Source organism: Roseimicrobium sp. ORNL1, from assembly GCF_011044495.1.
Classification (GTDB): Bacteria; Verrucomicrobiota; Verrucomicrobiia; order Verrucomicrobiales; family Verrucomicrobiaceae; genus Roseimicrobium.
The window spans coordinates 213,861-237,849 of the sequence record NZ_CP049143.1; the positions used below are offsets into that span (position 1 = coordinate 213,861).

General features: G+C 58.8%; 20 protein-coding genes. 16 read left to right on the top strand and 4 right to left on the bottom strand.

Annotated elements, in window-relative coordinates:
* The first annotated feature begins 344 nt into the window (after positions 1–344).
* The 16 genes from G5S37_RS00820 to G5S37_RS00895 all read left to right on the top strand — a co-directional run bounded on the left by G5S37_RS00820 (position 345) and on the right by G5S37_RS00895 (position 19,644).
* Positions 345–3,074 (top strand): hypothetical protein, encoded by a 2,730-nt coding sequence (locus G5S37_RS00820; protein WP_165199783.1) that lies wholly within the window; start codon positions 345–347, stop codon positions 3,072–3,074.
* 48 nt (positions 3,075–3,122) lie between these two features.
* Positions 3,123–4,088: a glycosyltransferase family 2 protein gene (locus G5S37_RS00825; RefSeq protein WP_165199785.1), complete on the top strand. Its 966-nt coding sequence runs from the start codon at positions 3,123–3,125 to the stop codon at positions 4,086–4,088.
* Positions 4,085–4,987 (top strand): class I SAM-dependent methyltransferase, encoded by a 903-nt coding sequence (locus tag G5S37_RS00830; RefSeq protein ID WP_165199787.1) that lies wholly within the window; start codon positions 4,085–4,087, stop codon positions 4,985–4,987. Before G5S37_RS00825 ends, G5S37_RS00830 begins: the two co-directional genes overlap by 4 nt.
* 152 nt (positions 4,988–5,139) lie before the next feature.
* Complete coding sequence (locus G5S37_RS00835) at positions 5,140–5,799, top strand: class I SAM-dependent methyltransferase (protein WP_206026261.1); 660 nt, start codon at positions 5,140–5,142, stop codon at positions 5,797–5,799.
* A 68-nt stretch (positions 5,800–5,867) separates the two neighbouring features.
* Positions 5,868–6,869, top strand: coding sequence for an NAD-dependent epimerase/dehydratase family protein (locus tag G5S37_RS00840; RefSeq protein WP_165199791.1), 1,002 nt, complete (start codon positions 5,868–5,870; stop codon positions 6,867–6,869).
* A complete protein-coding gene (locus G5S37_RS00845; protein WP_165199793.1) occupies positions 6,866–8,146 on the top strand; it encodes a nucleotide sugar dehydrogenase in 1,281 nt (426 codons plus the stop codon). The genes G5S37_RS00840 and G5S37_RS00845 overlap by 4 nt, the downstream gene beginning before the upstream one ends.
* 22 nt (positions 8,147–8,168) lie before the next feature.
* Positions 8,169–9,035, top strand: coding sequence for an SDR family oxidoreductase (locus tag G5S37_RS00850; protein WP_165199795.1), 867 nt, complete (start codon positions 8,169–8,171; stop codon positions 9,033–9,035).
* 12 nt (positions 9,036–9,047) lie between these two features.
* Positions 9,048–10,046 (top strand): Gfo/Idh/MocA family oxidoreductase, encoded by a 999-nt coding sequence (locus G5S37_RS00855; RefSeq protein WP_165199797.1) that lies wholly within the window; start codon positions 9,048–9,050, stop codon positions 10,044–10,046.
* Positions 10,047–10,052: 6 nt separating this feature from the next.
* Positions 10,053–11,036, top strand: a complete 984-nt coding sequence (locus G5S37_RS00860) for a galactokinase (protein ID WP_165199799.1) — start codon at positions 10,053–10,055, stop codon at positions 11,034–11,036.
* Positions 11,029–11,736, top strand: coding sequence for a nucleotidyltransferase family protein (locus tag G5S37_RS00865; protein WP_165199801.1), 708 nt, complete (start codon positions 11,029–11,031; stop codon positions 11,734–11,736). The genes G5S37_RS00860 and G5S37_RS00865 overlap by 8 nt, the downstream gene beginning before the upstream one ends.
* A gap of 21 nt (positions 11,737–11,757) precedes the next feature.
* Positions 11,758–12,357: an SIS domain-containing protein gene (locus G5S37_RS00870; protein WP_165199803.1), complete on the top strand. Its 600-nt coding sequence runs from the start codon at positions 11,758–11,760 to the stop codon at positions 12,355–12,357.
* A gap of 23 nt (positions 12,358–12,380) precedes the next feature.
* On the top strand, positions 12,381–12,905 hold the full coding sequence (locus G5S37_RS00875) for an HAD-IIIA family hydrolase (protein ID WP_206026262.1): 525 nt from the start codon (positions 12,381–12,383) through the stop codon (positions 12,903–12,905).
* Positions 12,906–12,928: 23 nt separating this feature from the next.
* On the top strand, positions 12,929–13,648 hold the full coding sequence (locus tag G5S37_RS00880) for a transaldolase (RefSeq protein WP_165199807.1): 720 nt from the start codon (positions 12,929–12,931) through the stop codon (positions 13,646–13,648).
* 94 nt (positions 13,649–13,742) lie between these two features.
* Positions 13,743–14,933: a glycosyltransferase gene (locus G5S37_RS00885; RefSeq protein ID WP_165199809.1), complete on the top strand. Its 1,191-nt coding sequence runs from the start codon at positions 13,743–13,745 to the stop codon at positions 14,931–14,933.
* Between the two features lie 63 nt (positions 14,934–14,996).
* Positions 14,997–17,216 carry an FkbM family methyltransferase gene (locus tag G5S37_RS00890; protein WP_165199811.1) on the top strand — a complete coding sequence of 740 codons (2,220 nt, stop codon included), beginning with the start codon at positions 14,997–14,999 and terminating at the stop codon, positions 17,214–17,216.
* 109 nt (positions 17,217–17,325) lie between these two features.
* Positions 17,326–19,644, top strand: coding sequence for an FkbM family methyltransferase (locus G5S37_RS00895; protein ID WP_165199813.1), 2,319 nt, complete (start codon positions 17,326–17,328; stop codon positions 19,642–19,644).
* 22 nt (positions 19,645–19,666) lie between these two features.
* On the opposite strand, the gene G5S37_RS00900 is transcribed toward G5S37_RS00895, so the two are convergent.
* From G5S37_RS00900 to G5S37_RS00915, 4 genes are all read right to left on the bottom strand, one after another.
* The gene (locus G5S37_RS00900; protein WP_165199815.1) at positions 19,667–20,995 is read right to left on the bottom strand and encodes a glycosyltransferase family 2 protein; all 1,329 of its coding nucleotides are present in this window, start codon (positions 20,993–20,995) and stop codon (positions 19,667–19,669) included.
* Between the two features lie 17 nt (positions 20,996–21,012).
* Complete coding sequence (locus tag G5S37_RS00905; protein ID WP_165199817.1) at positions 21,013–21,597, bottom strand: class I SAM-dependent methyltransferase; 585 nt, start codon at positions 21,595–21,597, stop codon at positions 21,013–21,015.
* A 12-nt stretch (positions 21,598–21,609) separates the two neighbouring features.
* Entirely contained in the window at positions 21,610–22,827 is a 1,218-nt protein-coding gene (trpB, locus tag G5S37_RS00910; protein ID WP_165199819.1) for a tryptophan synthase subunit beta, read from the bottom strand.
* Between the two features lie 64 nt (positions 22,828–22,891).
* Entirely contained in the window at positions 22,892–23,935 is a 1,044-nt protein-coding gene (locus G5S37_RS00915) for an A/G-specific adenine glycosylase (protein WP_165199821.1), read from the bottom strand.
* Positions 23,936–23,989 lie beyond the last annotated feature (54 nt).

The window sequence follows — 23,989 nt, forward strand, 5'->3', positions numbered from 1 at the left end:
GCGCCAGTTCATAGGACAGGATCGGGGCTTACGCGATGGGCGCTCTATGGACGAACTTCACCACGTCGCGCTCTTGAGGCAGGGAGGTTGACTATCCTCCCTCGCGGATATCCAACGAACGGGAACACGATTCTGAAGCGCCATTCATGCAAACGTTGCCAAGCCAAAGGGATTGAAGCGACAGGCTGGCCATGTTCCTGCTTTCCAGATGACCATGAGAGAGGACATGGACGCGTGTTTGGAGAAAAGCACCCCCGACCCCCAGTCCCGGGATCTATTTGCTTGCGGAGGACGTTCGGCCACGGAAACGATGGCTGCCCGTAGATTCTCGGGCTGACCTCTTCATGATGAAGCTGCATTACTATCTTGGCATCCTTCCTCTGCTCTACTTTTTGTTCTTGCTGGTACTCGGCAGGGCCTTCTTTGCAGTGACCAAAGTGCGCATGAAGGGGATGGCCCTGTGGTACCTCTCGCCTGCCATGGGCCTCGCGGTATTTGGCTTCATCATTGGCTGGCAGAATCAAATCGGCACGCCCATCAAATCCTTTGGCATGGAAACGGTGGTGGTGCTGTCACTGGCGTCGATTGGAGTTTTGATATGGAAAAAATGCCGGGTGCCGTGGAAAAAGCTGACTATCCCGGTGATTCTGGCGGTGCTGTTTCTTGGAGTGGCCGGTTATCCCTCGTTTCGTTATGGGACTGATTGGGTCTCCTATTTGAACAACGACTATGCGAACTACTGCGTGGGTGCAACGAGGTTGCTGAACCATGGCTTTTTTGACTTGCCCTCACAGGAGCAACTGCTGAGCGGTGATCCGTCCCACGTCTATTGGGTGATGCATGTGGGTTTTGGGGCCAGGCCTGTGACAGATTTCGTCCTGGCGGCGTTCAGTGACGTCAGTCGCATCTCGCCGAGAGAGGCGTACATGCCTGTCATTCTCATGTTTGCCCTGCTGCAGGCTTGGGCTTTGGCCGGAGTAGTGTCGATTCGTTCACGCTCACAGCATCTGGCGATTCCGGCGATGGTTTTTCTCTTCCTTACACCGCTTTTCGTCCTTGGCGTGTACTCCCAGCTACTGGCACAAGTGGCGGGACTGGCGTTGATGTTGCTGGCCTATGCCCTGTTGGTGAAGCCTACGCGCGACCGTCCCTGGAAGGAGAGCCTGCTTCGATTGCTTCCATGCGCTGCTGCTGTGGGAGGACTGCTGTGGTTTTATCCTGAAAGTGCGCCCTTTGGATTGCTGGCGGCGGGTCTCGTCCTGCTGTGGCGGTGGGCTAAGCGTCCTGCTGAGAGGCGCGCGAGCATGACGGCTCTCGGGATTGCGGCATGCATCACGCTCCTGCTTCTGAACATCAACCTCGCCATGATCTTCAAGTTCCTGCTGATGCAGGCGACTCACCAAGGTGCGGCAGATGTGTTTCCTTACTTTACCGGAGCAAGCGGATGGCCGCGGTTGCTGGGATGGGTCCCCTTCTTTGGCAAACCGATGTGGTGGATGCCTTGGGGAGCTCTGGCGGTGGCGCTGTTGCTTCTGGCAGCGCCCATCAGGAAGCACCGCATCATCGTTCCCATCGCAGTGGTGATGGTACTGGTCGCTCTACGCTTGTATACCAGCCACGGCGAGTTTGGCCTGTTCAAGTTGGCGATGTTCGCCCAGCCCGTTCTGGCGGTAGGTGCGGCTGTTATCTGGTGCTGGCCCTGGCCTTCGATCATGAAGCCAGTTTTGCTGGCGGGATGGCTCGCGGTGACGCTCCCTACGACCTGGGTCTACTACAAATTCGCGATCGGGCAGCCCGGAGGCCCCTGTGAAGGGCCCTATGTCACGGAACTGGGTTTCCCCAGAAAGCCAAAAGACAAAGGCGCGTGTGACCTGATAAACATGGGACCTGGGATGGAGAAGCTGGTGATGCTCCACGTGCCCCACCTGTCGACTGAAACACTGCCAGTGTCCTTTTCAGGAATGTATTGGGGCAAAGAGCGCTTCCGCAATGCTGCAACGGAGTTCCTTCCTTATATCCAACCCGTAGAGAAGTCCTTTCAGAATCGCTATGTGTACTGGGAGTTCCCCCGCAATCCGAAGGCCTCGAAAGTGAAGTATGTGGTCGAGCCACATCCCTTGCTCAGTCCTTTGAACCGGATGTACAGACCTGTGTCATCCAAGGACTGGTTTTCCATGGACCGGCGGGACAAGGTGGTTAACCGGCTGGCTCTTTGCCCGTCTGCCCTGCCAGACAGTGAGAACCCCATGGGCGAAGCGATGGTTGAGCATTTCAATGGTCTCCCCGCAGAACAAGACCCCAGCGCTACAGCAGGCGAAAAGCGGGGAATGACGGGTATGGAGCGTCATCTCCTCTTTGAGGTGATCAATCCGACCGAGGAAATTTGGGTGAGAATCAGCTTCACCCGCTCTTCCATACCCAAGGGCAAGAACCAGTTGTCTCGAAATGCGGTGATCATTGGAGCTGAAGAGACGCCTGTGGGCTTTGTAGGCAATGGAAGCGCGAATGTCATTGTTGGACCGTTGAAGCCTTTGATGGTCGACGGCAGAGCCATGATTGCCTTTGATTGGGTAGATCCTGTCTTCAAAGTCGCAGACAATGATAAACGGAAGCTCTCAGGCTGGATCCGGGACATCTCAGTGCTCTCCACAGAGCAACGCCGTGCGCTGCGACCACCGCAACTGCTTCTGTTGGACACTCCCCAGGGACTGGTTGGCAATCCCTCACTGGAGTACTCGGGCATCGCTGAAGACAGCATTCTGGCCAAGGATTCCTGGGCGGTATTCGAATCCAAGCCAGGGGTACGAAATGCGTTGCGAATCGAGGGCATCATCCCTGGATTGCCGGGCCTCGATAAAGGCAATACGGTCACTGTGTCACTGAACGGAGTGGAGTTTCGCACAGCCGAGGTGGAACCTGGAGCCTTCGAAATGTTGTTCGAGCTGCCACCTCAGGAGACAGCCAAGCCGATCAAGGTGTCCCTTTCGTGGAAGAACTCGGCCATCCTACCGGGTGCCGATGGCAGAGAAGCGTCTGCCATGCTGAAGAAATTGGGCATCATCACCATTCATTGAAGAGTTACTTGCCTTGATGCACCGCAAAACCCGCGAAAGATGACAGCAATGGAGCGAACCGTAAGCCTTATCAGTGTCGTCGTGCCAGTCTACAAAGAGGAGGGCAACATAGGGCCCTTCCTCGAGCGTGTGGTGTCGGTACTGGAACGCGTGGCCTCCGACTACGAAATCATTTTCTGTCTGGATCCCTGCCCTGATCGAACCGAGGAAATCATCCTGGAGCATCGCGAAAAGAATCAACGCGTGAAGCTGTTGCGCTTCTCACGGCGCGTGGGCCAGCCGATGGCCACGCTGGCAGGACTTTCCTATTCATGCGGTGATGTGGTGGTTCCTATTGATGTGGATCTGCAGGATCCACCGGAACTGATCGAGCAGATGGTGGCGAAGTGGAGTGAAGGCTATGATGTGGTGATTCCCCAGAGGGTGAGCCGCACCGGTGAGACAGTGGTAAAGAAGGTGGTGTCCCATGTGGGCTACCGCGTGATCAATCGCATCGCGGATGTGGAGATTCCTCCGAATACCGGTGACTTCCGGCTTTTGAGCCGCCGAGTTGTGAAGGAACTGGTCAGGCTGCGGGAATGCCATGGCTTCCTGCGGGGCATGGTGGCGCTCGTGGGATTCAAGCAGATCACCATTCCCTTTGAGCGTCCGCCACGGCATGCAGGCATGGGCAACTACAACCGGTTCCTTGGATCGTTGCGGATTGGGTTCAATGGCATCTTCTGCTTTTCCAACTATGCTCTCGGGTTGAGCACGTGGCTGGGATTCCTCACAGCTGGATTTTCCCTATTGCTCACCGCCATCTATTTCGTTCTGAAATTGCTGGGCCGCGAGATCCTCTGGGGCAATCCCACCACAGTGATCCTCATCACTTTCCTGGGTGGGGTGCAGCTGATCACCACCGGAATCTTGGGTGAGTATATCGGTCGAATCTATGAAGAGGTGAAGCAGCGTCCCAAGTTCATTGTGGATCGCGCGGAAGGGGTGCAGCAACAAACGATGGATCCTCAATGACCTCCAGCCTGCTCCAGAATTTTCCCTGGCCCAAGCCAGCCCGCAGCCAGTCCGCTTCCTCTTGGACGGGCTGCGGCTTCGACGACGGGAGTGGAAAGCTGGAACCGATTTTGTACTTCTATCCTCCGAGCAGCGGCTGGAGTGACGAGCTCACTCATTTCCACGAGGAGAACGCTGGCGAGGCTCATCCCATTGACCTCGCCTCAAGGCGATACGCGCTGGATAGCTTGCGGCGGTTGCCAGATGCTGAACCGGGGCCTGTGGTGCTCGACGCAGGATGTTCCTCGGGACATTTGATTGATGACGTGGTGCGCGAGCTGCCTCGGGTGCAGGTCATCGGATCCGACTTCATTGCCTCGCCTCTCCACTCTCTCGCGAAGCGGCATCCGACCGTCCCCCTGCTGCAGTTCGATCTCCGTGCGTGTCCGCTGCAGGACGCCTCCATGGATGCAGTCGTGTTGCTCAATGTGCTGGAGCACATCGATGACGATGAGCAGGCGCTTCGCGAGGTGGCCCGAATTCTGAAGCCGGGTGGTCTGGCGCACATCGAGGTGCCCGCAAATCCGGACTGCTATGACATCTACGATGAGCATCTGATGCATTATCGCCGTTACCGGATGACGGAGCTATTGGACAAGGCGTCGAAGGCGGGGCTGGAAAAGATATCTGCCACGCATCTGGGATTTTTCCTCTATCCGCCATTCCTTGTGGCAAAGAGGAGGGGGAGGAAAATGCTGTCTCTCCCTCCGGAAGAAAAGGCGAAAATCGTGGCTGGCCAGATTCAGCAGACTCGCGGCAACGTGATCTTCAAGTGGGCCGTGGGTTTAGAAACCGTCTTGGGCAACTTTTTCTCCTATCCATGCGGCATTCGGTGTGTAGTTCGTTTTCGAAAGCCGTGAATGATTTTAGCGAATCCGCCCGGACCGCATTGCCCATACTCCCTCAAGCCTGTTCCCTGTAGTCCTCTATGCCTGCTCTATCCTCCCAAGAAAAGTGGCCCAAAGTACTTCCACCCCTTACGGAAGAACAGCAACGCATCAGCCATGCTTTTATGAAGCTGTGGCACGAGGAATTGCCCAAGAAGTACTCGTCGATCGAACGGTTCAACCACCAGTTTCCAGTCAAGTTCTCCGAGCCTGGCTTTGGAGCTACTCTGGAAATTGGTGCAGGACTGGGAGAGCATATTGAGTATGAAAAGCTGTCGGCAGAGCAGCGACGCAATTACCACGCGTTGGAACTGCGCTCAAACATGGCAGACGTCATCCGTGAGAAGTTCCCGGATATACAGGTGATTGAAGGTGATTGCCAGGCCCGCTTGGACTTCCCCGATGGGGCGTTCGATCGCGTGCTGGCGGTGCATGTGCTGGAGCACCTGCCTAATCTTCCCGCGTGCATCCGGGAGATGCACCGGCTGTTGAACAAGGAAACCGGCCAGTTCCTAGTAGTCATTCCCACGGAAGGCAGTCCGGCTTATTCACTCGCGAGGAAAATTTCCGCAGAGCGCATCTACAAGAAGCGTTTCGGCGGGGACTATTCGTGGTTCTACAAAAGAGAGCACATCAACCTCCCGCATGAAATCCGGGAAGAGCTGGATGTCTATTTCGAGACGACCGAGGTTCAGTGGTTTCCATTCAACGTTGTGCCGTTCCTGTTCTGCAATCTCTGTATCGGGCTCTCGCTCCGTCCACGAAAGGACGTAATCCGTGACTGACCCCAGTGAAGTGACTCGTCGAAAAGACCTTGCCCAATGCTGAATTTGAGTCCTTGGATGTCCCGCCCATGAGAAAAATATTTGTTACAGGAGTCGCAGGTTTTATCGGCAGCAGTCTGGCGGATCGGTTGCTGGCGGACGGGTTGCAGGTGGTGGGGTGGGATGATTTCTCTACTGGTCAGGAGCGGTTTCTTGAGGGTGCCCGCAAACATTCGAACTTCGAACTGAAGCGCGGGGACAACCTGGACCTGGAGGCACTCACCACCGCGATGCATGGCTGCGATATGGTGGTGCACCTGGCGGCGAATGCGGATGTGCGATTTGGACTGCAACATCCCCGGAAGGATCTGGAGCAGAATACGATTGCCACCTTCAATGTGCTTGAGGCGATGCGGACGAATGGCATCAAGAAAATCGCGTTCTCGTCCACGGGGTCTGTCTACGGTGAGGCGGTGGTGATCCCTACGCCTGAGGACGCAGCGTTTCCTGTGCAAACGTCGCTGTATGGAGCGTCGAAGGTGGCGGGGGAGAACTTGATCCAGGCGTACTGCGAAGGATTCGGGTTCGAAGGTTACATCTTCCGCTTCGTCTCGATTCTGGGAGAGCGCTACACACACGGGCATGTGTTTGACTTTTACGGCCAGTTGCTGGACCACCCGGAGAGACTTCGGGTGCTCGGAGATGGCACTCAGCGCAAATCATACCTGCACGTGCAGGACTGCATTGATGCCATCCTTCACGTGACGCGGGCGGACCTGGCGCAGAACGAGAAGCATCGTGTGTGCGTCTTCAATCTGGGCGCGCCGGAGTACTGCCGGGTGACAGACTCCATCGGATGGATTTGCCGGCATTTGGGACTGGAGCCCAAGTTTGAGTTCACGGGCGGCGATCGCGGATGGGTGGGGGACAATCCCTTCATCTTTCTGGATACGGTCAAGATTCAGGCCACCGGATGGCGCGCGAAGTACACCATCGAGCAGGGCATTGTCTCGACGTTGAAGTGGCTGCAGGCGAATCAGTGGGTGCTGGAAGCGCGCGCCGTCCATGACGCGAAGGGGGGCAAGGCGTGAAGATTGCCGTTCTCGGGTTGTGGCATTTGGGAAGTGTCACTGCAGCGTGCTGCGCTGAGCACTTTTCCGTGACGGGCCTGGATTTTGATGAGGATCTGATTGCGGGACTGAAGGCGGGCCGTGCTCCCATCATGGAGCCGGGCCTGGACGCCCTTCTGCAGGAAGGTATTCGCGAGGGGCGGCTTGCATTCACCACGGATGAACGACAGGCCTGCCAGGACGCGGACATCTTGTGGATATGTGATGATACACCCGTGGACGCCGATGACGTCGCGGATACGCAGTATGTGTTGACGCGTGTGCGGCGTGCCGCACAGCATCTGCCGTCAGGTGCGGTGTTGATCGTGTCCTCACAGATGCCGGTGGGGACATGTGGCAAGTTGCAGGAGGAGTTTCCCGAATTGCACGTCGTATGCTGTCCTGAGAACCTGCGTCTGGGAAAGGCGCTGGAGGTATTCCGCAGCCCGGAGAGAATCGTGCTCGGTGTGCGTGATGCGGAGACAAAGGCGAGACTGGAACCGGTGTTCGGCAAGTGGAGCCAGAACCTTCTATGGATGAGTCCCGAGTCCGCGGAGATGACGAAGCATGGCATCAATACCTTCCTCGCCATGTCCGTGACGTTCATGAATGAACTCGCGAAGCTGTGCGAAAAGACAGGAGCGAATGCCCGGGAGGTGGAGCTGGGGCTGAAGAGCGAGAGCCGCATCGGTCCACGCGCTTTCTTGCGCGCCGGTGGAGCCTTCGCCGGCGGCACGCTGGCCCGCGATGTGGTGGCGCTGACCCGGATCGCCGCAGAGAAATCCGAACCGCTGCGACTCATTCCCTGCATCAAGGAGAGCAACGATCAGCACAAGCTTTGGGCGTTGCAACGCTTGAAGGAAGAACTGGGTGACTTGAAGGGTAGGCCCGTTGCTATCTTGGGCCTCACGTACAAGCCGGGTACGGACACGCTGAGACGGAGCCTCGCAGTGGAGCTGTGTCACGCGCTCTTGAATGAAGGTGTGGACGTGCGCGCCTATGACCCTGTCATTCACTCACAACCCGCGGAGATCGGCAGTGCGGTGTGGCATGCCAGCATGGCAGACGCGGTCGCTGGGACGGATGCTGTCGTGGTCTGCACGGGGTGGCCTGAGATTCGCGATGCGGACTGGGGAATGCTTCTTGGCAAGATGCACCGTCCGCTTATTCTCGATGCGGACGGCTTCATCTCATCCCCGCCGAGTGGCGCCAGGCACCTGAGTGTCGGCCGGCCTGCTCAAAGCCCGTCTGTTCATTGATTTGTAAGAGAAGAGATTTTTCATGAAGCTTCACCAGCAGAACGCAGTCATCACCGGAGGTACGCAGGGGCTTGGTCAGGCCATCGTGCGTGAGTTTCTTGCAGAGGGAGCGAATGTGCTTCTTTGCTCCCGCAACGGAGCGGAAGCTGCCTCACTCGCCGCAGAATTGAGCAAGGACTTGCCTCCCGGCCAAAAGGTCGTTGGCGTGGCTGCGGATGTTTCCTCCGAAGAAGAGGTGAAGCACCTGTTTGATACAGCAACCAAGGAATTTGGCGAGCTTCACATCCTGGTGAACAACGCGGGCATCTATGGACCCAAGGGTCCTAGCGAAGAAGTGGATTGGGAGGAGTGGAAGCGGGCCATGGAAATCAATCTCTACGGCACCATGCTGCCATGCCGTGCGGTCATCCCGCTGTTCAGGGCCTCGGGCCGTGGCAAAATCGTGAATCTCTCCGGGGGTGGTGCGACGAATCCGCTGCCGCGTTTCTCCGCCTATGCCGCAAGCAAAGCCGCGGTGGTCCGCCTCACAGAGACCCTGGCTGTGGAACTCGCGCCTGACCACATTGACGTGAATGCAGTTGCTCCCGGTGCGCTCAACACGCGTCTGCTGGATGAAGTGCTGGAAGCCGGACCGGAGGTGGTGGGAGCCTCATTTTTTGAGAAGGCGCAGCAGCAGGCCCAAAAAGGAGGCGTGCCACTGGAAAAGGGAGCTCGCCTCTGTGTCTACCTCGCCTCACGCGACAGCGATGGCGTGACGGGCAAGCTGATCAGTGCTCAATGGGATCCGTGGGACACCCTGCATGACCGGCTTGGAGAGATTTCAGGCAATGACATCTATACATTGCGGCGCATCGTGCCCGCGGATCGTGGACTTTCCTGGGGCGGCTGAGGAGAAATGGCGATGAAGAAAGACATTCGATATGCCATCATCGGCTGCGGTTTGATTGGCCGGAAACGCCTGGCTTGCCTGCAGAAAGGCCAGCTCGCCGTGGCGTGTGACGTGCAGCGTGAGCGTGCCGAGCAACTCGTGGCACAAGCAGGTGCCGGTGTGACGATGACGGACTACCGTGAAGCCGTGACTTCACCCGATGTGGATGCGGTGATTGTGTGCACCCTGAATTCCCAACTGGCGCCGATCACACTCGAAGCGATTCGCGCTGGCAAGCATGTGCTTGTGGAGAAACCCGGCGCGATTTCACTGCAGGAGATGGATGCGCTCATCGCGGCGCAGAACGAGAAAAAGGTGGCGGTTCGTGTGGGCTTCAATCATCGATACCATCCCGCGCTGCAGCGAGCCCGGGAGCTGGTGAATGCAGGTGAGTGTGGTCCGCTCATGTTTATTCGCGCCCGTTACGGCCACGGTGGACGAGTGGGCTATGACCGGGAATGGCGTGCCGATCCGGCACAGTCTGGCGGTGGTGAACTTATCGATCAGGGAGTCCATCTGATCGATCTGTCCCGTTGGTTCCTGGGCGAATTCACCTCCGTGGAAGGTCATGCCGTCACCAGCTTTTGGGACATGCCCGTAGATGACAATGCGTTCCTCAATCTCCGCACGGAACAAGGACAGACGGCGTTCCTGCATGTGAGCTGCACGGAGTGGAAAAATCTCTTCTCCTTCGAGATATACGGACGCAATGCAAAGCTGCACATCGAAGGGCTCGGCGGCTCCTACGGCATGGAGAAGCTGCACTTCTACAAAATGCTTCCGGAAATGGGGCCTCCCGAAACTACCGCGTGGGAGTATCCGCGGGGGGACCAGTCCTGGGCTATGGAGTTGCGCCTCTTCGAAGAGGATATCCGCCAGGGCAGAACTCCGGATGCCGGACTCGCGGAAGCCCGCGCCGCCCTGGATGTGGTGAACACAATCTATCGCAAAAGCGGCTATCCCACTCTCTGAATTTTCATGATCATCACACGTTCTCCATTGCGCGTATCTCTGGGAGGTGGCGGCACCGATTTGCCCTCCTACTACCGTGAGCATGGCGGCTTCCTGATTGCCGGAGCGATCGACAAGTATGTCTACATCGCGCTGCACCGTACGTTCGTGCATGATCTCATCATCAAGTACTCCAAGATGGAGCGGGTCACCGAGGTGGATGCCATTGAGCATCCCATCATTCGCGAGGCGTTCCGGCTTCTTGGTGTGCCTGCAAGCGGGCTCGAGATGGCTTCCATGGCAGATATTCCGGCGGGTACCGGACTGGGTTCGTCGGGCAGCTTCACCACGGCTCTGCTAAAGGCGTTGCATGCCTATAAGAAGCATCACATCCACCCGCATGATCTGGCCGCACAGGCCTGCCACATCGAACTGGAACTCCTGGGCGAGCCCATTGGCAAGCAGGACCAATACATCGCGGCTTTCGGTGGGCTTACCTGTTTTGAGTTCGGGAAAGATGACAGCGTGAGAGCCTGGCCACTTAAGGTCAGTGAGGAGACGATTTTTAATCTCGAGGACAACCTGCTGCTGTTTTTCACCGGTTACTCAAGGTCGGCCTCCAGCATTCTCAAGGAGCAGGACGACAAGAGCCGCAAGAGCGATACGGCGATGGTGGACAACCTCCACTTTGTCAAAGACCTCGGGTTCCAGAATCAGCGTGCTCTGGAAAGCGGGCGGCTTGATGAGTTCGGGCGTCTCATGGACGTGCACTGGAAGCACAAGAAGCAGCGCTCCAGTGGCATGAGCAATCCCCGGATAGATGCGTGGTATGAGTGCGCCATGAAGAATGGAGCGCTGGGTGGGAAGATCATCGGCGCCGGCGGTGGGGGATTCCTCATGTTCTACGCGGAAGACAAGGCGCGGCTGCGTCATGCCCTGCACGAAGAGGGATTGAAGGAGGTGCGCTTCCGTTTTGACTTCGAAGGCACGCGCATGGTGACCCATGACTGAGTTTCCTCCATCGTTCCCCGTCGCGATTCTCGCGGGGGGATTGGCCACCCGCCTGAAGCCGGTCACGGAGCGCATCCCAAAGGCTCTCGTGGAGGTGGCCGGGCGGCCGTTCCTGGAGCACCAGATCGAGTTGCTGAAGCGCAATGGGATCACGAAGCTGGTGCTGTGTGTCGGACACCTCGGCCACATGATCCGTGAGATGTATGGAGATGGCAGTGGCCTGGGTGTGGAGATCCTTTACAGCGAAGACGGAGACCGGCTCCTGGGAACCGGTGGTGCGCTGCGCAAGGCGCTGCCGCTCCTCGGTGAATCTTTCTTTGTGCTGTATGGAGACTCTTACCTCCCCATTCCTTATCAGCCGGTGGCACAGGCCTTCATCAACTCAGGCAAGGAAGGTCTCATGACGGTGTATCAAAACGAAGGCCAGTGGGACACCAGCAATGTGATTTATGCGGATGACCACATCGTGCTCTACGACAAGCACACGCGGGATCCGCGGATGCGGCACATCGACTATGGATTGAGTGTACTCTCTGCTCGTGCCGTAAGCCGGTTGCCGGAGAATGAACCCTCGGATCTCGCGAATTTACTGATCGAGCTGGTTGCTAAAAATGAACTGGCCGGATATGAAGTGACACAGCGGTTCTACGAAATCGGTTCCCATGCAGGGCTGGCCGAGTTGAACGCATTGCTGAGCTGAGCATCGACAGCTTTTTTCTCCATGAGCACCTACGCCGAACAGCACCTCCGCGAAACCCAGGAAATCATCTCACGTCTCCAGCCTGAAGTACTCGAGGATGTCGTGGACAAGCTGGCGGCATTGCGCGCCAGAAATGGAAGACTCTTCATCCTGGGAGTCGGCGGCAGCGCGGCGAATGCATCGCATGCGGTGAATGACTTCCGCAAGATCACGGGCATGGAATGCTATGCTCCCACAGACAATGTTTCTGAGCTCACGGCGCGCACCAATGATGAAGGCTGGGCGACCGTGTTCTCCACGTGGCTGCAAGGCAGCAGGCTGAACAGCAATGATGGTCTGCTGGTATTCTCCGTGGGAGGCGGCAATCTGGAAAAGAATGTGAGTCCCAATCTGGTCGAGGCGCTCAAGGTCGCGCAGCAGGTGGGGGCGATGGTCTTGGGCATTGTCGGCCGGGACGGTGGCTACACCGCTCAGGTGGCGGACGCATGTGTCATCGTGCCCACGGTGAATCCAGAAAATGTGACTCCGCATTCGGAGGCGTTTCAGGCGGTTTTGTGGCATCTTTTTGTCTCCCATCCCAAACTGAAATCTGCGCAGACGAAATGGGAGAGCACCAAGTAGCGGAATCGGCGCCACACCGGGCTGTGTTCCTGGACCGCGACGGCGTGCTGAACCGCTCGCTGATGCGCAACGGCAGGCCCCATCCACCGGACACGGTGGAGGAATTCGAGCTGCTGCCCGGGGTTGCGGAGGCGTGCGCCCTGCTGAAGGATGCAGGGTTCCTGCTGGTGGTGGTGACCAACCAGCCGGATGTAGGTCGCGGAACGCAATCGCTTGAGGTCGTGGAAGCCATGCACCGGAAGTTGGAGAGTCTTCTTCCTCTCGATAGGATCGAGACTTGCTACGATCCGGGAGGTGCACCTTCCGAAAGGCGCAAGCCCGCGCCCGGTATGCTTCTGTCCGCCAGTCGGGAACTAAACATTAATCTTAGAGAATCTTACCTCGTCGGGGACCGCTGGCGCGATATTGATGCGGGCGCGGCGGCCGGGTGCGCGGCCACGTTTTTCATTGATTATGGCTATGAAGAGGAACTTAGGACCTTGCCCGACTATAAGGTTGCCAGCCTGCTGCAAGCAGCCAAGATGATCGTGAATATTGAAGAGGCATAACTCAATCGCCCCTTACTCCCCGCATGACCGACTTGAACAATCTCCGGGTGAAAATATACGCGGATGGCGCTGATGTGGCAGGCATGCTGAGGCTGAACGCCGATCCTCTCATCAAAGGAATGACCACCAATCCCACCTTGATGAACAAGGCAGGTATCCGGGATTATTCAGCCTTTGCAGAGGAGGTGCTTCAGACCATCCGTGAGAAGCCCATCTCCTTTGAAGTGTTCTCAGACGACTTTCCCTCGATGAGGCGTGAGGCCCTGAAGATTCACCGCTGGCAGGAGAATGTTTATGTGAAGATTCCCGTGACCAACTCGCACGGTGACTCGTCCATTCCTCTGGTGCGGGAGCTGGCCCAGGAGGGCGTGAAGTTGAACGTCACCGCTCTGTTGAGCTTGTCCCAGGTGGAGAAGGTCGTCGAGGCATTGCACCCTGAGACCGCCTCGGTGGTTTCCGTCTTTGCCGGCCGCATTGCTGACACCGGGCGAGATCCCGTTCCCATCATGCAGGAAAGCCTGAAGATGATGGCCAACCTGCCCCGCGCCGAGTTGCTGTGGGCCAGTGTCCGGGAAGTACTGAACATCTGGCAGGCGGATGCGAGCGGCTGTGGCATCGTCACGGTGCAGCATGACATCCTGGCGAAGGCGCTGAAACTTTGCGCCATGGATTTGGAAGCGCTTTCCCTGGACACCGTGAAAATGTTCCGGAACGACGCCGTGTCCGCTGGATTTGTTCTTTAAGTCAACCGCACCTTCCATGACTCCCACGACCTGCCCTCAAGGCGCACACACGCAGACTGAAGGCCCATAGCGTCATCAGTCTCGTACAACACCAGTGAACATTCTTTTTGCCAACTACGGCCAGTCTGACAACAACAGCGCATATCATATCGCCGGTTTTGCGGGCGGTCTGGCAGCACGTGGGCATGATGTTTGTGTGGCAGTAGCGAAGTCCGTCCCCGACGGGAAGTTTGAGTCCGTGGACGGGTTCCGCATGGCATCACATCGCACGGCCCTGAAGACGGGCGTATCCTTTGCAGATGGCCGCCCTGCAGATGTGCTGCACGTGTGGACCCCGCGGGAGACCATGAGGCAGTTCGCCATGTCGCACGCCGCGGCATGGGGGCATGCCGCACTGCTGGTGCATCTGGAGGACAACGAGGAGGCCATCTTTGAGAGATTTACCGGCTGCTCGCTGGAGAAGGCCTGCACCTTGGATCAGCCCTGGCCCAAGGGATTGATTCATCCCGTGCATTTCAAGCCGTTCCTTCAGTCGGCGAAGGGCGTCACCATGGTGCACCGGTGCCTGGAGCCGCTGGTGCCGGTGGGTCTTCCCCGGCAGGAGATCGTGCCGGTGATGAACTTCCGTTTCTTTGCGAGTGGACCGCAGAATCAAAACCTTCGTAGCGAGTTGGGCCTTGCCCCCACCACGCGTGTCGTGGTCTTCAATGGCAATGATCATGCGGCGGCCGCCATGGATATCCGCCAGCTTTATGAAGCGGTGGACACCTTGATTGAGAGGGGCATGGATGTTGCATTCGTGCGGACGGGACATGTTCTTCCAGCCAACTACGATGGGCTGCACTTCCGTCCGGGGCATCGCTGCATCGAGCTGGGTTATGTCGAGCGAAGCAGCATTCCCGACATCATGCGGCTCGCTGATGTGGTGGTCCAACCTGGAGATGGCGACTACTTCAACGCGCACCGCCTTCCTGCCAAGGTCCCGGAATACCTCACCATGGGCAAACCTCTCATCATGGGCGAGACAAACATCGGTCGTGAACTCGCCATGGCAGATGCGGCACTGGTACTCCCAGGGATGTCACCTGCGCACATGGCGGAGGCCATCGCCAGCCTGCTGAATGCGCCTGATGAAGCCGCGGCCATGGCAGCGCGAGGCCGCGAGTTTGCCCGGAGCCGGTTCTCGGGTGAGGTGGTCATCCCTCTGCTGGAATCTTTTTATCGCAGTTGTATTCCGGCGGCCGTGTCACGGCCACCGGCCAAGTCCTGCGAACTCCGCCACTGAGTGGCCGCCCGGCCAGCCTTCCTCACTCAGTTCATCTGGAATTTTACGAAAGCACCGCCCGACATGTCCCGGCCTCGCTTCAGTGTTCTAGTGCCCACGCGCAATGCGGAGGGCACTTTGGGAGCCACGTTACGCACCTGTTTGGAGCAGGAGTTCGACGATTATGAGATCGTTGTTTCCGACAACAGCTCCACGAAAGCAACCGAGGAACTGATCGCCAGCATTCACTCGCCCAGGATTCGGAGGCTACGCCCGGAGAAGACGCTCGCCATGCAGGAGAACTGGGAGTTCGCCGTGGCGCACAGCCAGGGGGAGTATATTTTGGTGCTGGGCAGTGATGATGGTCTCCTGCTCCATTCCCTCAAGGAACTGGATCGGCTGCTGCGCATGCTGGACACCAAGCTCCTGCGCTGGGATCCGGTATGCTACAACTGGCCCAACATGCCTGTGCAGGCGCATGCTGTTTCCAATACGCTGCTGCTGCCTCTCAAGCAGGAGGACTACTATCATCCCATCCACTGGAGGGACTCGCGGCACATGATCCTGGAAGTGGTGCGCGGTCGGCGCAGCTATGCAGAGCTGCCCTCGGTCTACCAGTCCGCCGTGCACCGCAGCCTGCTTGAGACATTGAAGCAGCGCACCGGAAGGGTGTTCCACGGTGATTGTCCGGATGTGTACAGCGGCTTTGCGCTGGCCCATCTGACGAAGCGCTACTGCTCGCTGGATGCACCCCTGTCCATCAGCGGACTTTCCGGCGCGAGCAATGGCGTGGCCACGATTTTTTTGAAGGACCGCTCACCTGTCGCCGAGGACTTCAAAACACTGAACCAAAGCTGTGCTGGCCGCCATTGGCCGTCGTGGATTCCGGAGCTGTCCTTGCTTACCACGTGCACGGCTCATTCCTTCCAATGTGCCAGGGAGGCGCTGTTCCCAGATGATGCGGAACTCGTGGTGGATCGCCGTCAACTCACCCGCAGTGTGATGAGCGAGTACCACTCTGCGGACGAGCAGGAGTGGCAGAAGTTGCGGGATACCGTGCGCAGCACCCTGGTTGATGATCGTGCGCTCCTTGAATGGTTCGATGCGGAGTATGGCGGCAAATCACTGGCCACCTGTCCTCCAGCGGTCGCGCCCAAGTTGAAGAAGTATGGCGGGCCGTACATGCAACTCGATGCTGCGGAGTTCGGAGTGACGGATGTCTGGGAAGCGGCGCTCCTCTGCGAAAAACTGCTGGGTTACAAGCGGGATGGACTGAATGCACACCTGCAGCGTCCCCATGACATGTCCCACACGCCGTCGATGGCGGCGAGCAATGGCCATGGTGCGCTTGCAGAAAAGACGGCCGCCCCGCGTGAAGGTCTCTACCAGCAGGAGACCGAGGTGGCCATGCTGAAGATCCTGGCGGGCAAGGTAAAGAGGAAGACTTTTCTGGATGTGGGCGCGGAGAAAGGGTCGTTCGCCAGGGAGTTGATGGCGCTGGGATTTTCGGGCGTGTTGTTTGAGCCCTTTGCCGAGCATCTGCCAGCGCTGAACAAACTGGTGGAAGGCACCGGTTCACGAGTGCTGTCCTGTGCCGTGGATGCAACAGATCACGAGGGGCGGCTGCACATCGCCAAGGATGAAGAAGGCCGGCCGCTGGAGTATTTTCATTCGCTGCAGGCAGCGCCCTCGGCAACGAACTTTCAGCATGATGAAGAAGGCGTGCCGGTGGCGTGCCGTTCTCTGGACAGCCTCGCCAGGGAAGGCGCGATAGAGGCGCGAGTGGGCATCCTCAAGGTCGATACCGAGGGCAACGATCTGCGTGTGCTGGAAGGGATGGGGCCGGTGAGAGCGGAGGTCCTGATGTGTGAGTTTGTAACGCCCCGTTTGTATCCAGACTGGATTTGCTCGTTCCCGGAAGGCTTGATGGCAGCGGCCAAGGCGATGGGCTATGAGCACTGCCTCGCGGTAAGCCGCTTTGATGAGCACGAAATCGTGGAGGTGGATCCCATCCATTTTGTGGACGGAGAGTGGGGTAATCTCATCTTCACGTCGAAGGAACTACTGGACGCCGCGTACGGCGAGATGGGGGGGCTTAAGCAGCATGTTCATCGCAGGCACGTGGAGGCCTGCATGAAGGATCACCAGATGCTTCTGGAAAAGGAGGCAAGAATCCAGGAGCAGGCGGTGGTGTGTCTGGACCAGCAAAGGCGCCTCGACGAACGGAGAACCAAGATCGAGGAGCTAAAGGAAAAAGTGTCCGTGCTGAGGGAGAAAAACGAGAAACTCCGAGCGCGACACTGATGATGAAATTCGCCGGGGTGTTTCCAGCGGAGTGAACTTCATGTTTGCGGACCTGCCCACATCACGTATCTGAACTTCGAGTTACGTATTTCCAAAAGATCCGCCGCACATGAGCCGACCGCGTTTCAGCGTGGTGATTCCCACACGCAATGCTGAGAAGACCCTGAAGGCCACGCTGCGCACCTGTGTGGAACAGGAGTTTGAGGATTACGAGATTGTCGTTTCGGACAACAGTTCCACTCCGGCCACAGAGGCATTGCTCGCAGACATGGGTTCGCCCAGGATCCGGCGGGTGCGTCCAGAGAGGACCCTGCCCATGCAGGAGAACTGGGAGTTCGCCGTGGAGCAGGCGCAGGGCGAATACATCCTGGTGGTGGGCAGTGACGATGGCCTCCTGCCGCATGCACTGAAGGAACTGGATCGGATCCTGCGCATGCTGAACGTGAAGCTGCTGCGCTGGACTCAAGTGTGCTACAACTGGCCGGACATGCCGGTGCAGGAGCAGCTTGCTCCCAACACGCTGCTGCTGCCGCTCAAGCAGACTCATTTTTACCATCCCATCCGCTGGCAAGACTCGCGGCACATGATGCTGGAGGTGGTGAATGGCGCAGTTAATTATGCTGAGCTTCCCATGGTGTATGCGTCCGCAGTGCATCGTGATTTGTTCGCGGCCTTGAGACGGAGTACCGGAAGGGTCTTCCACAGTGATTGTCCGGATATCTACAGCGGCTTTGCCCTCGCCCACTTGTTGAAGCGTTATTGCACGCTGGATGCACCGATATCCATCAGCGGCCTTTCCGGGGTGAGCAATGGTGTGGCCACGATATTTTTGAAGGAGCGCTCGCCCATTGCAGAGGACTTCAAGAAACTGAACCTGCAACAACGTTCTGGCAGGGATTGGCCGGAGTGGATTCCGGATGTGCCATTGCTTTCCACCTGTACCGCCCATTCCTTTCAATGTGCCAGGGCGGCGCTCTTTCCTGATGACACGGAGCTCGTGGTGGATCGCCGGCATCTCACGCGTGCGGTGATGAGTGAGTACCGCTCTGAAGACGAGCCGGAGTGGCAGAGGCTGCGGGATCGTGTGCGCCGCACTTTGATGGATGATCTTGCGCTTCTGGAGTGGTTCGATGCGGAGTATGGTGACAAGTCGCTGGCCACATGCCCTCCGGCGCCGGTGCCCCAGATGAGGCGTTATGGCGGGCCCTACATGCAGCTTGATGCCGCGGAGTTTGGTGTGGCGGACGTGTGGGGAGCGGCTTTGCTGTGTGAAAAGCTGCTGGGTTACAAACGGGATGGGCTCAACGCGCACCTGCAGCCTGGACAGTCAGCATTGACGGCGGCTGGCAGCACAGTTCCCCACGAATCTGCATCTACCACCGTGATGGCTGCACCGCGCGACGGTCTCTACCAGCAGGAGACCGAGGTGGCCGTGCTGAAGATCCTGGCGGGCAAGGTGAAGAGGAAGACCTTTCTGGATGTGGGCGCGGAGAAGGGGTCGTTCGCCAGGGAGTTGATGGTGCTGGGATTTTCGGGCGTGTTGTTTGAGCCCTTTACCGGGCATCTGCCAGCACTGAATAAACTGGTGGAAGGCACCGATTCACGGGTGCTTTCCTGTGCCGTGGATGCGACGGACCACGAGGGACGGCTGCACATCGCCAAGGATGAAGAGGGCCAGCCGCTGGAGTATTTCCATTCGCTGCAGGCGGCACCCTCAGCGACGAACTTCCGGCATGATGCAGAGGGTGTGCCAGTGGCGTGCCGCTCCCTGGAGAGCCTCGCCAGGGAAGGCACGATAGAAGCGCAAGTGGGCATCCTCAAGGTCGATACCGAGGGCAACGACCTGCGTGTGCTGGAAGGGATGGGGCCGGTGAGAGCGGAGGTCTTGATGTGTGAGTTTGTAACGCCCCGTTTGTATCCGGACTGGATATGCTCGTTCCCGGAAGGCTTGATGGCAGCAGCCAAGGCGATGGGCTATGGGCATTGCCTGGCAGTGAGCCGCTTTGATGAACACGAGATCGTGGAGGTGGATCCGGTCCACTTTGTGGACGGAGAGTGGGGCAACCTCATCTTCACTTCCAAAGGGCTTCTCGACGATGCTCGCGCTGAACTGGACGCTCTTCGCGCAAAGGTGCAGGCCCAGCACGTGCGGACCTGTCTGAAAGGACACCGGGAGCTCCTTGAGAAGGAGGCTATGATCCAGCAGCAGGCCGTTCAACTGTTGGAAAAGGAAGCGATGATCCAGCAGCAGGCGCGTACTGGTGAGGCGATGCGTACGATACTCGATAAGAACGCATCCAATGTTCAAGCGCTTCAGAACAAGATCACCGCGCTCAAAGAGAAGGTGGAGGGCCTCAAAGGAAAGCTGGAAGAGCAGAAGGAAAAGAACCTCAAGCTACGCGGGCGTTCCAAGCAGGTGAGCTCTTGAAGACCTGCAGGCCTTCAACCCATCACCAGCGGATGCCCCACCGCAGGAGACGGTCGCACCACGCGGCATTCGCCTGGAAAAGCACGACGTGGTGGCCGAGCCGTTCCTCACTGAAGGAGGCACCCAGTTCACGCAAACGCAGCCTCGCCATTTCCGCAAAGCCCGTGGTGGTAATTTCCGCGCTGGACTTCTGAAGGTCATGCACGCGGAAGCAGCCAAGGAACCACGGAAGGCGCTTGATGTTTGCGCCAGCCTTCTGGAAGCGGAGCAGCAGATCCCAGTCGAAGGCGAACTTGAAGCTCTCATCGAGATGGCCCCCGCACTTTTCCCACAGGCTGCGCCGCCAGAAGAGTGTTTCCTGGGGGATGTAGTCACCCCATAGTAACATCTCGCCATTGTGGCGCGGCAGCACCCAGCGGCCCACCTGCCAGTCCTGTTCGTTGATGATGAGACGGTGACCGTAGACGGCATCCACCTCGGGGTGGGTGGCGAAATAGTGCGCCACATAGTGCAGGGTTCCCGGAGTGATCAGGTCATCCGAGTTCAGCCACGCCATGATCTCGCCGTTGGAGCGTGCAAACCCCTTGTTGATGGCATTGGCGGGACCGGTGTCGCGTTCACTTCCCCAAGAGGTCAGCTTTTCGGCATGCTTCTGGATGATGTCCGCTGAGCCATCCGTGCTGCCTCCATCCCAGACATGATAATCAAGCCGGGGGTAGCCTTGACCCAGGATGCTGGACAGGGTCCGCGGAAGAAACGACGCCTGCTGATAGGATGGCGTCACGATGCTGATCAGCGGCCACGACTCCTGAGGTCCGGGTGGCGATACCTTGGGGAGACGGTCCAGGTCGAGAGGTTTGGGATCATGCTGGCGTAGCACGCCCAGGCGCATTTGCGTCCTCCACACCTTGTCCTTCAGGCGCATGAATTTGGTGACCCGGCTGGGATCCTCCAGGACCGGGGCCACGATGCATCCACGACGGGTGAGACCACGGTGGATGACCTCCTCGTAGGAACGGAGGTCGGAGCGCATCAAGCGGTAGCGTGTCTCCCAGTTCCAGGCCTCATGTCTGTCATGCCGCGCTTGTACCTTCGTCTGCTTGAGTTCGCGTTTGAGCTGGACGACGCGTTTGCGGAGTTCCTTGTGGCGGACATTCCGCTTCTCCGTCGTCTCTTTGATGCGCTGCATCAGTTCCGTCTGCTGCGCGGCATGGGTTTGCAGGGCCTGGAGTTCGATCGGGCTCAGCGAAGCGGCGCTGCTGTTGCCATTGTCATGCCCATTGGCGCCGTTGCTCCGACTGGCGGCGCGTCGCAGCAGCCACCGTGCAAGGAGATCATCAAGGCGTGCCATTGGGGGGGAACCTGTTCCTAGCGGCGACGACGAAGCACCGCAAGGTGCTTGTCCACGAACTTGCCAGGAGTCAGCAATTTGCGGGAATCTTCATTGTGATGGGTGAGCACAAGCTCGGCACCGAGCTTCTCCAGCGCTTCCAGGGCCAGCTGGTGCTCCTTGTCGAAATAGCTCGTGATCACCAGAAGCCCATCGTCACCTGTCTTGGTCAGGCCTTCTTCAAAGATGCGCTTCCAGAGTTCAGGTCCGTGCCAGTAGTTCTGGTGGCGCAGCAGCACCATGTCGAAGTTCTCACCCAGTTCCTTGTGCTGAGAAAGTTTGGTCGCGTCCTCCAGCAGAAACTCCGCGGGAAGATGGGCGTGATTTTCGCGCGCTTGCAGAATCTCGCGGATGCGGATGTCCGCGCCGATCAACTTCACATCCCCTTCGGTCTGCGCTTTGGCGAAGTTCACCAGGGTCTCCGCTTCATCGCACTGACCGCAGGCGATGTTCAGAAGGCGCAGATCCTTTCCCGCAGCTCCCACCAGATGTGGTGACACCTTTTCGCGCAGCAGCGCGTCCAGCGTCCGCATGTCCTTGGCGATGGGATGACTGGCAGGCATGAGCGTCGCGCATTAGAAGTTCATGCTTTCGCCGAAGACATGGCGCGCGGCGGAGGCCACGTCCTTGTCTCCACGACCGCTGAGATTCGCGAGGATGATTTCGTCCTTCTTCATTGTCGGAGCGATCTTCTTCACATGGGCCATGGCATGCGCGCTTTCGAGCGCAGGGATGATACCCTCGAATTTGGACAGCGCCTGGAAGGCATCGAGAGTCTCGTCATCCGTGGCATACGCATATTCCACACGGCCTTGGTCATGGAGATAAGCATGCTCCGGGCCGATGGCGGGATAGTCCAGTCCGGCGCTCACGGAGTGGGTGAGCTGGATCTGGCCGTCCTCATTGGCCAGCAGCCAGGTCTTCGTGCCTTGCAGCACGCCGAGACGTCCACCTTGGAAACGCGCGGCATGCTTCTCCGGCTTGATGCCTTCACCGCCGGCTTCCACGCCGACCATGCGGACATCCTTGTCATCCAGGAAGGGATGGAAGAGGCCGATGCTGTTGCTGCCACCGCCCACGCAGGCGACCAGAAGATCCGGCAGGCGTTCTTCACGCTCCAGAATCTGACGACGTGCCTCAACGCCAATCACGCGATGAAAATCACGCACGATCATGGGGAAGGGATGCGAGCCCAGCGCGCTGCCGAGGATGTAGTGCGTGGTGCGCACATTGGTCACCCAGTCGCGCATCGCCTCGTTCACGGCTTCTTTCAACGTGGCCTGGCCGGCAGTCACCGGCACGACCTTCGCGCCGAGGAAACGCATGCGCGCGACATTCAGCGCCTGGCGCTCCATGTCCACGCTGCCCATGTAGATGACGCACTCGAGATTGAACTTGGCACAGACGGTGGCCGTGGCCACGCCATGCTGGCCGGCGCCGGTCTCCGCGATGATGCGCTTCTTGCCCAGACGGATGGCGAGCAGGGCCTGGCCGAGAGCATTGTTGATCTTGTGAGCGCCGGTGTGCAGCAGGTCTTCGCGCTTCAGGTAGATCTTGGCGCCGCCGAGTTCCTTGGTCCAGCGCTCCGCAAAGTACAGCGGCGTCGGACGGCCCACGTACTCGCCCAGCAGGCGGTCGAGCTCGGCCTGGAAGGCGGGGTCCTTCCGGGCGCGCTCGTATTCGTGGGTCAGTTCCGTCAGAGCCGCCATGAGAGTTTCCGGGACGAACATGCCTCCATACTGGCCGAAGTGGCCGTGGGCATCTGGCAGGGCGGAAGTTGCGGGGGCGCTCATGGGGGCGATAGCAAAGCACAAAGGACCGCTGGCTCAAAGGACTTCTGCATCCCCCGATGCCGCTTCACGCCTCCAGCCGGAAGGCGGTCTCCGCGAGGAGGGCATTCAGGGCGCGGCGGTAGGGGCTGGGCATGGGCAGATTCGCCAAATCATCGTGCGGAATGACCCTGGCGGCCTTCTCTTGCTGAAGGGGTTTGCCCTTTCGGGCGGGGGGAGCCTCGTGCACCCAAAGGGTGACCCGGTAGCGGGTGATGGTGTATCGGGATTTGTGAAGCACCGCAGGCAGCTGCTCAACCTCCGGAAGCGCCGGCAGCTTCCACAAGCCGGTGCGGCGGGCGCCGGTCTCCTGTTGCAGGAGCACGCCCTCCTCCGTCCGCTGGAAGAACACCCGCTCCGTCACCTCGGTCACCGTGGCGCGCGCGCCTTTCACCGGCAGGGACGCTGGCTCCTTGGCGAGGCAATATTCCTGCACCGGGCACTGCCCGCAGGTGGGGGATGAGACACGGCAGACCGTCTGGCCCAGCTCCATGAGCGCACTGTTGTGAGCACGGGCGCTCGGGGCAGCCTGCACGAGCAGCTCCGCCCTTTCCCAGAGCTTCGCCTGGCCTTCCGTGGAGTCCACCGGCGTGGCGTCATCGCAGAGTCGCGCGAGCACCCGGGCCACATTGCCATCCACGATGGGCGCGGCCCTGTCATACGCGAAACTCATCACAGCGCCTGCCGTGTAGCGTCCCACGCCCGGCAGGGCATGGATGTCCTCCAGCTTCTCTGGAAACGCACCACCGTGCCTCTCCATCACCGTGCGGGCCATCTGCTGCAGGAACCGGGCGCGGCGATAGTAGCCCAGGCCCTCCCACGTGCGCAGCACCTCGGCTTCCTCTGCTTGCGCCAGCGTCTGCACATTGGGGAAACGCTCCATCCACCGCGTGTAGTAGCCGCGCCCCAGCACCGTGGGGATCTGCGTCTGCTGCAGCATCATCTCAGACACCAGGATGGCATACGGGTCCGTGGTGCGCCGCCAGGGATAGTCCTTCGCATGGGTCGCGAACCACGCGCCCAGGGTCGTGGCAAAAGCCTCAGGGCGCTGCAGCGGCGATTGTTTTGGCATGACGGGAAGTGACAGATGACGATTTCCAGTGGACTGATAAACGTCCGACGAGCG